This window comes from Psychrobacillus sp. NPDC093200 (assembly GCF_050280345.1).
GTDB classification, from domain to species: domain Bacteria; phylum Bacillota; class Bacilli; order Bacillales_A; family Planococcaceae; genus Psychrobacillus; species Psychrobacillus faecigallinarum.
The window spans coordinates 393,259-405,394 of sequence record NZ_JBNNVC010000001.1 but is presented as its reverse complement, the minus strand read 5'-3'; the positions used below and the strand labels follow the sequence as shown (position 1 = coordinate 405,394).

Genomic DNA, 12,136 nt, shown 5'->3' with positions numbered 1-12,136 from the left:
GTTTGCTTTACCTTCGTGTTTTTCTTTGTCTTCTTTGCTTGCTTTACCTTCGTGTTTTTCTTTGTCTTCTTTGTTTGCTTTACCTTCGTGTTTTTCTTTGTCTTCTTTATTTGATTTATCTTCTTTGTTTGCTTTATCATTGTGACTCTGTTCATTTACGGTATTGGCTTTGTCTTCATTATTTTCTTTCTTTTCTTTACTTTCTTTATTTCCTTTGTCGCTACTATTTTTTTTATCTTTACAATGTTCATCTTTATCTTTTTCTTTGGACTTTTCTTTTTTATCTTCTTTGGATTTTCCACATGTAGAAATTTGGCTAATGTTACGCATATGGAACAAGGAAACCCGAATTACTTCTTCGTTTGAAATTATAGTTACAAATTCATTATTAACGCCTTCCAATACACCTTCTAATGATTCTGGTCCACCGCGATTAACTTTGACCCATTTATATCTCAGACACTCTAAAATATCTTGAAAATCTCTCGCTTGTATAAAATCTAATTCCTCTGTTTCCACTTCTAAATCCACAGATTTTTTAGCGTTATGTGTCAAACTCTTCACGTGATGTCTATTATAGTAAATGATTCCATCCTCTTTAGTGTGCAATGTAAGATAATCCTTTCCTACTGCAAGCAGCCTACCTACGCGCGATTCTGGCCCACCTCTATCCACCTTAATAATCCTATTTACTAAAGAAAGCAGCATTTCTTTCTCCATAAAATTCCCCCCTTTTTATTATCCTAGTATCTATATGTATCTTAGGATTATTAAGTAACAGACATAAGCCTAACTATCCTTGATAGGCCAAGCTAATTAGTTTAATTTTTAAAATTCGCCGATTCTAGAAATCAGAAACGACGAATAAATTTTTATATATTTTTTTAGGACTTTGTATTATCCTCAGTTTTTTTTTCATTAGAGTCCTTGTTTTTACGATCTTTTACTTCGTAACTAACGTTTCTAATATGGAACATAGAAATTCTGATAACTTCTTCTTTCGCTATAATGGTTACAAAATTATCGTTTACTTGATCGACAATGCCTTCTAGCTTTTCTGGTCCTCCACGATTAATTTGTACCCAATGGTATTTTAAGCTTTCTAAAACTCCTTTAAAATCCTCTGCTTGAATAAATCTAAAATCTTCAGGAACTTGAAAATCAAATTGCGAATCGTTTTTTGTATTTGAAGTTAAACTTTTTATGTGATGAGTTCTATAATATACAACACCTTCGTTTTCAGTTAACAACGCGATGTAGTCTCCTCCTACCGCAATTAGCCTTCCTTCCCTGGATTCTGGACCACCTCTGTCTATTTTTATGATGTTATCAACAAGGGAGTGTAACATTTTAATATCCAATTCTTCTAGCCTCCTTTTTATTTATCTTAATAATCATATGTATAAGCTGAATGTCTTGTAATAGACATACGCCCACTTTTATATTTAATGTCTCTCATAAAATTCGACATAAAAAAGCTCAGCTAGGAGGGGTTCCTCTCTTTGCTGAGCTTTTAACGTATTTTTAACTTTTACTTACCTTGTTTAAATTCATTTAAGTACTCTTTGACTTTATCTGTATCGGCTTTTAATTCGTTTCCTGTTTCCACAAGAGGACTTACAGTGGACACGGCTTTTTTCTTGTTGCCTTGGTAGTAATTCAATATTTCATCTTGGTTAATGGAATATAAAACTGCTTTACGTAAGGATTCACTTTTCGCAACTTCACGATCCTTCGTATTAAATAACAAGTAACTTACTGCATTACTATCATTTTTTTGAAGGGATAGCTTGCTGTCGTTCTCAACTAAATCGTATTTAGTTTCTGGTACTCCATTAAATATATGAATTTCGCCATTGCGAAGAGCTGATAATGCACTGTCAGCATCCGCGATAAAGCGTACGGTCACATTTGTAATTTTCGCCTCATTTTCTGTACCTGGCATATATGCTGGGTTTTTCATGAATACTGCTTCGTAATCATTTTTGTAAGTCAGAATATAAGGACCACTTGCATATAAAGTATTGTTATAAGAAGAGCCTTCCGTTACAGTATTCTGATCCCCATAAGGAATATCTGTTTTTACATCAAATGAATCTACTTCATACGTGTTAATGCTTTCTACTTGTTTCTGAGAAACAATACCTGCTGATTGGTGAGCCAGGTAGTTTAAAACTTGCGGGAATGGATTCGTAGTAGTAATTTTTACTACTTGGTATTTTCCAGCAGCTGCATCAGCTTCTGTTTTATTTGACACTAATTCGTTAATGCCAGAATCCACACCGTTTTCTAAAGCTTCTTTTACAGAAGTCTCGCTTCCGGATTGCTTCACATCAAGTTCTGAAAGATCTGTAACGATTTCTATATTTTCCATGCTTTCATGTAAGCTGTATGTGCGGTGATCTGGAACTGATTTGCTGTCTTTTGCACGGTTTAATGAGAATACAACATCCTCTGCACCCACGCGTTCACCAGTGTCTACTGCCTTTTTATCTGTTACTGCAGCGAAGTTAATATCATCTCTTAGTAAGAAATAATAATCTTTGTTGCCATCTGCTATCGCATGATTCAATGATAGCGATCCATCAGAAACTACTTTATCATCATCTGTTAAGTTAACTAAACGGACATACATATTTGTATTCAATGTATTGATAGAACCGTCATTGCCTTTGATAGGATCTAAAGAAGTTAACGATGCAATACCTTGTTGCATAACCAATGGTTCAGAGTTTCTTTTAGAAGTGTCTGTAAAGTCAATTGTCTCCCATGCTATTGCACGAGATTTAGCTAGTCTTACTGTCTCTTCATTCAACAATTCTTTGTTTACTCCTTGCGCTTTAAAAGAGTTATACAAAGGTGCAATATAAGCTTTTTCTAAAACTAGAAGTTCTTCAAAATCTTTATACGTTTTTGTGTATTCTTCCGGTGTTTCTGTACTTGCTTTTTCAATTAATTCATCAATTTTCTTATCAGACATAATACTGTTATCGCCATCTGATTTAAATAATGCACGTACTGCATAATCTGGGTTACCTGTAACTGTCGTCCAGCTTGATAATGCCAAATCATAGTTTCCAGCATCTTTTTGAGCTGTAAAACTACCGTAATCAGGTTGTATGTTTAGTTTTACTTCAAAGCCGTTTTTAATTAATTGGTCGCGTACAATGTTCATATCCGCTTCACTAGAACTCATGCCTAATAATTCAATTACAACGTCACCTTGCTCTGTTTTGGAATCGGATTTGTCAGTTGCTTTATCAACATCTGATTTAGTATTAACACAGCCCGCCAATACTAAAACTAGAGTGAACAATAAAGCTAATAATCCTTTTGTGTTCTTCATATTTTTTTCCTCCTTGTTGAGCTTGCTTTAATCCATTCTCGGATCGAATGCATCTCTAAGTCCGTCACCTAAAAAGTTGAAAGATAATACGAGTCCTATAATTGCTAAACCCGGTATAATCGCCAAATAGGAATTGGACTCTAAATAAGTACTGCCTATCTTTAAAATATTGCCCCATTCTGGTATATGGGGTTCTACTCCAAGACCCAAAAAGCTCAAGCTGCTTGTTGCAATTACTGCTGTGCCTATCGTCAGTGTAGCTTTGACGATCATAGGTGCAAGTGAATTGGGAACAATTTGCTTAAAGATGATTGATAGATTGGAAGCTCCTAAAGCTCGAGCCGAGTCTACATATTCGTAGTTCGATACCATCATTACATTAGCTCGCATTGTTCGGGCATAAGTCGGAATCGAACCAACACTTAAAGCTAGTATAAGATTCGTAGTATTTGCTCCAAATGCTGCAATAATAGCGATGGCTAGTAATATTCCTGGTATTGCGTACAAGATATCTAGCAAACGCATAATGATGTTATCTGTACGCTTGCTATAATAGCCTGCCAACGCTCCTAATGCTCCTCCAACCACGAATGGAATTAGGGTCGAAGCAAAGCCCACTATTAGGGATATTCTTGCCCCGAAAATAATTCGAGAAAATAAATCTCTTCCGTAATTATCTGTACCAAATGGATACTCCAAGCTTGGCGGCTGGAGCAATGCCTCATAGTTGTTCTCTACTGCAAAATCATAGTCAAACGTAAACCTGCTAGTTACAGACAAAGCGAACATAAGAACGATAAAAAACATTCCTAATATAGCAGTAGAATTACGAGTGATTTTATCCCACATCGTGTTCCACTTCACTATGCGTGAAAGACTGTTACTTCGGGTTTTAATGATTAAACTAATACCAAGCACAAAGTTAAAAATATTACCCGTTAGAGACGTAATGATTAATACAATGGCTAGGCCTTGCATCCACCCTGGTGCCCCTTCATCTCTGACATACTTGGCAACAGCTATCAAAGTAAATACTTGAAGAACTAAAATAACGATTAAAATACCTATTGAGGTTAAAAAAGTGTCTGACACATATGGTTTAAAAAGATTAAATGCAGAAATAACTAGGATAAACAGCTGGGTGAAAATCATCCAAATGCTAAATGTATATTCCGGTGTTTTCTTTTCTTTTATCAAGTTAAAACCAAACGAGGATACAAAGACATTAGCAGTTAATATCGCAATTATTTGGACATAGCCAAGCCTTCTTGTAGATGATTTTAAATGTCCTAGATCCAAAAGCTCTCGCTTCATTCTCCAGTTAATAAAAAATTGAAGTGCTGTAAAAAAGGCATACACAGCAAAAATACTACAAGCAATCGGCTTAATCGTGCCCATCTCAAAATCAAAACTATTAAATAATAAAACTATAGTTACTAGAAGAGAAAGTACTCCTGCAAAGTTCGCCTGTGTATATTCTCGTGACAGCTTTAATGCATGTTGTTTTTTAGTTACCACTTTTACACCTACTTCTTACAATTGCTTCATCTTAGATTTTATACGCGGATCAAAAAACGCATATAAAATATCGATGAGCACATTAACCAAGGAAATGGTTATTGCAATATAGATTACTCCACCCATAATAGCCGGTATATCGGGGATAAATTGTTTATCGACAATATAGCTACCAATCCCGCTAATATTGAATACCTTCTCTGTTACAGCCGCTCCTCCAAGCATTCCACCAAACAGTAAGCCGATAACAGTGACAATCGGAATCATTGCATTTCCAATGGCGTGTTTCCAAAGCACTTGGCGTTGGTTTAAGCCTTTTGCTTTTGCAGTGATAATATAATCCTCATTTATAATTTCTAATACGGAGGAACGAGTCATCCTAGCTACTGAAGCAGTAAGTCCTGTACCAAGCACAATCACTGGCATAATAATTGATAACCAGTTTTGCGGACTATAAGTTGCAGGAAGCCATTGTAGCTTAATAGAGAAGTTCAAGATGAATATAAGACCTTGCCAAAAGTTTGGTATGGACAATCCAATTAAAGCAATGAACATAAAGGCATAATCTAAGAAGGAGTTTTGTCTAGTTGCAGATATAATTCCTACAGGAATAGCTATTACTACTGCCATTAATAAAGAGAAGATTGCAATCATTAATGTAACTGGGAACTTATTGGCAATACTTGTTGCAACATCCTCATTACCTGTAAAGGATGCTCCTAGATCAAATGTTACAATTCCTTTTATTGTATTCCATAGCTGATTGAGATAAGGCAAGTCTAACCCATGCATTTGATTGAACGCAGCAATCTGTTCCTTAGTGGCACTTTCTCCTAAAAGGTTAGCAGCAGGGTCAAAAGGCGATAAATATAAAATGGTGAACACCAAAACCGAAACGCCTGTTATAACAAAGATACTCATGATCAATCTTTCAAAAATAAATTTACTAAACGCATTACTATAAAGACCCAATAAAATATACATCAGTAAGCCAGGAATAAACGAAACAATTAGAAATGCAGTATTCTCTAATAAACCTAAAAAATATGTTGTATAAGTGAGTGGCTTAGTACCATTTAACTCATGTATTTCATTCATTTCATTGGATACAAGCTTTTCTACTCTATCTTCCACGAGTTTATTTATTTCTACTGTCATTTTTTCTTCATTAATTTTTTCATTAAAAAAGGCATGCTTTCGTTCATACTGCTCCTTAAACTCCTCGTATAGCTCCTCTTTTATCCCCCTTGCCACAAGTGAAGACTTTAGATCGCTATTTAAGGAAGAACTAGGATCCTTCTGCTTTTTTAGGTAAAAAAGTAGAAAGGTTATTATATGAACTGGCAAGCCAAGTAAAAATAATAAGATTCTAAAGAAAGAATGATGTTGTAGTCTTCCATAGGTCAAACTTAGTGCGTTGGAAGAAGATTTTCTTCCCATACCAAATACCCCCTCCCTATATTGTATAAATCCGAGTGGTATAGTATAGTATAGATTCGAACTACTATTAAGTCAACGCAAATAATTTGGTTCTATTAAGCGTAGGGTTAAATGCGCCATAATTGTGCGTGTTTAGTCTTCTTTTTTGTAGAAACCGCTCATATTACTTAAAATATACGCTCTCTACTGAAAGAGCATGAATCATAAATAATAAATTGAAGATTTTAATCAGATAGGTGGTTTTCATGGAAACTATTTTAAAAGTAAAAGATTTACAGATTTCTTTTTTAACAAACGACAATGAATTTGAGGCTGTTCGAGGCGTAAGCTTTGAAGTAAGAAAAGGAGAAACACTTGGCATTGTAGGAGAATCAGGTAGTGGAAAAAGTGTCACTGCCCGCTCCATCATGCGCCTGCTGCCTTCTCCCCCCTCCTTCATGAAAAATGGCTCCATTGAATTTTTAGGAGAATCTCTTGAGACAAAAACCGAAAAGGAAATGGAGAATATTAGAGGAAGAGATATCAGTATGATTTTCCAGGATCCCATGACATCTTTAAACCCTACCATTCGAATTGGCCCACAGATTGCAGAAAGTCTTATCAAGCACCAGCAGCTTTCTAAAAAAGAGGCAAAGAACCAAGCAGTTGAAATCTTGAAGCTAGTAGGCATTAAGAATAGCGAAGAGCGCTACAACCAGTATCCTCACGAATTTTCAGGTGGTATGCGCCAAAGAGTTATGATCGCTATTGCACTTGCCTGCAAGCCAACGCTATTAATAGCAGATGAACCGACAACTGCACTAGACGTTACCATTCAGGCTCAGATTTTGAATTTAATGAAGGATATGCAGCAAAGATTTGGCACCTCCATTATTTTAATCACTCATGATTTGGGTGTAGTTGCAGGTATGTGCGATCGAGTGGCAGTTATGAAAAACGGCGAAATTGTAGAAACCGGGACAACTGAAAAGATATTTGAAAATCCTCAGCATGACTATACAAAAAAATTATTAAATGCACTTCCTCGTTTAGATGAAAGGAAGAAACCCAAGAGACCACCGCTTCGTTCCATTGGTTTAGAAAATGGCAAGCCGTTATTAGAGGTCAAATCTTTGAAGCAGCATTTCCAATTAGGCAAAGGGAATGTGCTGAAGGCCGTTGATGATATCAGCTTCTTCATCAAACCTGGAGAAACCCTTGGACTTGTAGGAGAATCTGGCTCAGGAAAATCAACTACCGGTCGGTCCATTCTTCGGTTACATGAGCCTACGGATGGAGATGTGCTTTATCAGGGAATGGCCATCAACCGTTTGAGTAAAAGTGAATTAAAAACGATGCGACGACATATGCAGATTATCTTTCAGGATCCGTATTCTTCCTTAAATCCTCGTTTAAAGGTGTTAGATATTATCGGCCAGGCATTAGATATTCATCGTTTGAGCAAAAATACAGAGGAAAGAAAACAACGTGTAGAAGAGTTACTAAAAATGGTAGGGTTGGATTCCTCCCATGCCATGCGTTATCCACATGAGTTTTCAGGTGGCCAACGACAACGAATCGGCATTGCCCGAGCACTGGCAGTAGAGCCTGACTTTATAGTCTGTGATGAACCACTATCAGCTTTAGACGTTTCTATACAGGCACAAATTGTAGAACTACTAGAGGATTTACAGCATAGACTAGGTCTAACTTACCTTTTCATCGCACATGATCTATCTATGGTTAAGCATATTAGTGATCGGGTAGCGGTGATGTATGCTGGTAAAATTGTGGAGCTTGCGGAAAGTGAAGAGCTTTATTCTAACCCACAACATCCTTATACAAAATCCCTATTAGCAGCAATCCCTATTCCTGATCCTAAGGTAGAAGCTAAGAAAAAAAGGAAGCTTTTGGAGGAATCAAATGTAGAGGATAGATATCAATTGAAGCAATCTAAGCTTGTGGAAGTTTCCTCCGGTCACTGGGTAGCAATTCCAAATGTGAAATAACTCTTGAATTTAAATTCATCCCATGATAAACTTACTTATCGCTAAATTTTGAAAATTATATATTTTTATTTCTTATCAAGAGAGACGGAGGGATTGGCCCTATGATGTCTCAGCAACCAGCCATTATAGGTGTGGTGCTAAATCCAATAGACATTTTTGTCTTGAAGATAAGAAGAATGACTTCAATCTATATTGGGGGTTCTCTTCTTATGAAGAGAGCCCTCTTTTTATTTGGCAAAATGCTTTTCTATTCTATATTTATCCTGAATTTTTTTATCTTAGAATCTACTTTGTGATTTATTTTCGAAATGTTGAACCTATTAATAATAAGAGGTGAATAACAATGTCCAAAACTCACATTAATACACAATTAGTTCAATTAGGTAATCATTGTGATCCAAAAACTGGAGCAGTTAATCCTCCTATCTATTTATCCACAGCCTATAAACATCATGGTCTTGGCCAATCTACCGGCTATGACTATACTCGAACTAAAAACCCTACACGAGCTATTTTAGAGGAGGGAATAGCCAAGCTAGAGCAAGGCGATACAGGATTTGCCTGTAGTTCGGGAATGGCAGCCATTCAATTGGTCCTTTCCCTTTTCCGTTCAGGTGATGAATTGATTGCCCCAGAGGACTTATATGGAGGTACTTATCGCCTTTTCAATCAATATTCTGACTCCTATAATATTAGGACTATTTATAGTAAATTTACCTCTTACGTAGAGGTGGAATCTCTTATTACCAAAAATACGAAGGCAATCTTTCTTGAAACACCTACTAATCCGTTAATGCAAGAGATTGATATTCAGCTATACGCGGAGTTAGCTAAGAAGCATGAGTTACTTTTAATTGTGGATAATACCTTCTTAACTCCTTTTTTACAGAGGCCAATAGAACTTGGCGCAGACATTGTCATACATAGTGCTACTAAATATATCGGAGGTCACAATGATGTACTGGCTGGGTTGGTTGTATCAAAAGGCGTTAAATTGGGCGAGAAATTACAGGCTAACCATAACGCAGCAGGTGCAGTCCTTTCACCATTTGATTCATGGCTGTTGATACGTGGGTTAAAAACTCTCCATCTAAGAATGAAACAGCATGAAGCAAACGCAAAGAAGTTAGTAAAATTTTTAGAGCAACAGCATTTAATAAAAGATGTTCTCTATGCAGGCAAGGGTGGCATGCTCTCCTTCCGTCTTCAAAGAAGCGAACTGGTAGGTCCTTTTTTAGAAAAGCTAAAGTTAATCATATTTGCTGAAAGTCTTGGTGGTGTGGAAAGCTTCATTACTTACCCTGCCACTCAAACACACGCAGATATACCAGAATCTGAACGAATTGCTCGGGGAGTAGATAATAGTTTATTAAGGTTTTCTGTTGGTATTGAGGAAGCGGAAGATTTAATCAATGACTTAAAGCAAGTATTTGTAGCTTTAGAGAAGGAGGTTATTGTTTAATGGAATCTATTCATCAACAACTTGAAACTAGTTTAATTACTGCTTCAACTCGAGGTGATTATGAAAGAAGAACCGGTGCTGTGAATGTTCCAATCTATTTATCTTCTACCTTCCATCAGGAAAGTTTGGATAGCTTCGGCCCATTTGATTATAGTCGGTCTGGTAATCCAACCAGAGAAGCATTAGAAAAAACCATAGCAGAGCTAGAGGGTGGTACGCGAGGATTTGCTTTCGCTTCTGGTCTGGCAGCGATATCAACCTCTTTAATGCTGTTATCTGCCGGAGACCATATAATCATGACGGAGGACGTTTATGGTGGCACCTTTCGCTTTGTGACCGAGGTTTTACCTCGCTTTGGTATAGAGCATTCTTTTGTTAACCTTTCTAATTTAGATGCTGTTGAGCAGGCAATTCAGTCCAATACCAAACTAATATATATAGAAACTCCCTCAAATCCGAGAGTAGGTATAACTGATATTGCCGGTATTGTAGAAATAGCTAAAGCCAATAATTGTCTAACCTTTTTAGACAATACCTTCATGACACCACTCTACCAAAGGCCGCTCGAATTAGGTGTAGACGTTGTTTTGCATAGTGCAACTAAGTTCTTGTCTGGACATAGTGATATCATTGCCGGCCTTGCTGTTACAAAGGATGAGTTGCTTGGTAGCAAGTTAGGTTTTCTTCAAAATTCCTTTGGAGCCATACTGGGTGCTCAAGATTCCTATACACTCATACAGGGCATTAAAACAACTAGTGTGCGCTTCGAAAAATCTACGGAGACGGCTATTAGTTTGGTCAATTATCTAGCAAATCACCCATTAGTGGAGGAAGTTTTCTATCCTGGATTATCATCTCATCCAGGACATGAAATTCATAAAAAACAGGCGGCCAGCTCTGGTGCTATATTTTCCTTTCGTTTGCCAGGCAAGGCAGCTACAAAAATATTTGTTGAAAATCTAAGAATACCTGTTTTTGCAGTAAGTTTGGGTGGAGTAGAATCTATTCTCTCCCACCCCGCTACTATGTCCCATGCAGCAATGCCCAAGGAGGAACGAGAAAAGCGTGGAATTACTGATGGACTGCTTCGCTTTTCGGTTGGGCTTGAACATGTGGATGACCTGTTAGCAGACTTTGAACAATCATTGGAAATAGTTACTACACATTATAAAGAAAGTAGGAGTTTAATATGACCAATCAATTACTAGTAAAAGCACCCTTCAAAGCAGATCATGTAGGAAGTTTCTTAAGACCAGAACGCTTAAAAAAAGCGCGAGCTCAATTTGAAGAGAAAGAGATAACTTTAGAGTTGCTAACTCAGATTGAAAATGAAGAAATTATTAAACTGGTTGAAAAACAGAAAGAAGCTGGGCTACTTTCCATTACAGACGGCGAATTCCGTCGTAAATGGTGGCATTTCGATTTCTTAGGAGGACTAGATGGTGTAGAGTTTTATGAACCCGATAAAGGCTTGTCTTTTAAGGGAGTCCAAACAAAAGCTCATGGCATTAAAGTAACAGGAAAAATTGGCTTTAGCACTCACTATATGATAGAGCATTTCAAGTTCTTAAAAGAAGTTGCAGGTGATGCTGTAGTAAAATTCACTATCCCAAGCCCGAATATGCTTTATTATAGAGCAGCATTTGAGGAAGGTGTGTATAACAACGATGAGGAAATATTCGCCGACTTGATCACAGCTTATCAAGGTTTTATCCAAGCATTATACGATGAAGGCTGTCGTTATCTACAAATCGATGATACTTCCTGGGCAACCTCCTTTTCCGAGGAAGGAATTGCTTCTTTGAAAGACAAAGGATTGTCATTAGAGCAAGCCTTGTCCTTTTCTGCACGAGCTATTAATGAGTCTATTTCAAAAAGACCTGCCGATATGCTTGTGACAATGCATATTTGTCGAGGAAATTTCCGCTCCACGTATATTACGAGCGGCAGCTATGAATTAGTATCAGAAACTATATTCGGTGGATTAGATGTGGATGGATTATTTTTAGAATTTGATGATGATCGTTCAGGTGGCTTTGAGCCATTGCGTCATGTTAACAGAAAAGACCTTTACATCGTGTTAGGGCTGATCACCTCTAAGCACGGCGAACTCGAGGAAGAGGATTTAGTTAAAGCTAGAATAGAAGAGGCATCCAAATACGTACCAATTGAACAGCTTTGCTTGAGCCCTCAATGTGGGTTCTCCTCTACCGAGGAAGGCAACTTATTAACAGAAGATGAACAATGGGCGAAAATTCGCCATGTGGTGAAAATAGCACAGGATGTTTGGAAATAAGACATGTGGATAACCAAAAAATTAAGCGAGGTTGGTTGGACTAAAGTCCGGCTAACCTCTTTTAACTAAAATGAACCTTCCTTAAA

At 37.1% G+C, this 12,136-nt stretch carries 9 protein-coding genes and 1 riboswitch; of the genes, 4 read left to right on the top strand and 5 right to left on the bottom strand.

Annotated features, from left to right (window positions below; all coding sequences use genetic code 11):
* The 5 genes from ACQKNZ_RS01965 to ACQKNZ_RS01945 form a co-directional block, all read right to left on the bottom strand.
* The coding region (locus ACQKNZ_RS01965) for a hypothetical protein (protein WP_427657770.1) at positions 1 to 720 on the bottom strand (720 nt) is incomplete at its 3' end.
* Positions 721 to 884: 164 nt separating this feature from the next.
* Positions 885 to 1,361, bottom strand: coding sequence for a hypothetical protein (locus ACQKNZ_RS01960; protein ID WP_144539976.1), 477 nt, complete (start codon positions 1,359 to 1,361; stop codon positions 885 to 887).
* Between the two features lie 170 nt (positions 1,362 to 1,531).
* A complete protein-coding gene (locus ACQKNZ_RS01955) occupies positions 1,532 to 3,346 on the bottom strand; it encodes an ABC transporter substrate-binding protein (RefSeq protein WP_427657768.1) in 1,815 nt (604 codons plus the stop codon).
* Between the two features lie 27 nt (positions 3,347 to 3,373).
* A complete protein-coding gene (locus ACQKNZ_RS01950) occupies positions 3,374 to 4,864 on the bottom strand; it encodes an ABC transporter permease (RefSeq protein ID WP_427657766.1) in 1,491 nt (496 codons plus the stop codon).
* 15 nt (positions 4,865 to 4,879) lie between these two features.
* Complete coding sequence (locus ACQKNZ_RS01945; protein ID WP_427657764.1) at positions 4,880 to 6,304, bottom strand: ABC transporter permease subunit; 1,425 nt, start codon at positions 6,302 to 6,304, stop codon at positions 4,880 to 4,882.
* A 245-nt stretch (positions 6,305 to 6,549) separates the two neighbouring features.
* Here ACQKNZ_RS01945 and ACQKNZ_RS01940 point away from each other — a divergent pair, with 245 nt between their 5' ends.
* The 4 genes from ACQKNZ_RS01940 to ACQKNZ_RS01925 all read left to right on the top strand — a co-directional run bounded on the left by ACQKNZ_RS01940 (position 6,550) and on the right by ACQKNZ_RS01925 (position 12,050).
* Positions 6,550 to 8,292 (top strand): dipeptide ABC transporter ATP-binding protein, encoded by a 1,743-nt coding sequence (locus ACQKNZ_RS01940; RefSeq protein ID WP_427657762.1) that lies wholly within the window; start codon positions 6,550 to 6,552, stop codon positions 8,290 to 8,292.
* Positions 8,293 to 8,361: 69 nt separating this feature from the next.
* Positions 8,362 to 8,466, top strand: a riboswitch (SAM riboswitch).
* A 169-nt stretch (positions 8,467 to 8,635) separates the two neighbouring features.
* A complete protein-coding gene (locus ACQKNZ_RS01935; protein ID WP_427657760.1) occupies positions 8,636 to 9,754 on the top strand; it encodes a methionine biosynthesis PLP-dependent protein in 1,119 nt (372 codons plus the stop codon).
* 8 nt (positions 9,755 to 9,762) lie between these two features.
* Entirely contained in the window at positions 9,763 to 10,947 is a 1,185-nt protein-coding gene (gene metC / locus ACQKNZ_RS01930; RefSeq protein ID WP_427658891.1) for a cystathionine beta-lyase, read from the top strand.
* On the top strand, positions 10,944 to 12,050 hold the full coding sequence (locus ACQKNZ_RS01925) for a 5-methyltetrahydropteroyltriglutamate--homocysteine S-methyltransferase (protein ID WP_427657758.1): 1,107 nt from the start codon (positions 10,944 to 10,946) through the stop codon (positions 12,048 to 12,050). The genes metC and ACQKNZ_RS01925 overlap by 4 nt, the downstream gene beginning before the upstream one ends.
* Positions 12,051 to 12,136: the final 86 nt, after the last annotated feature.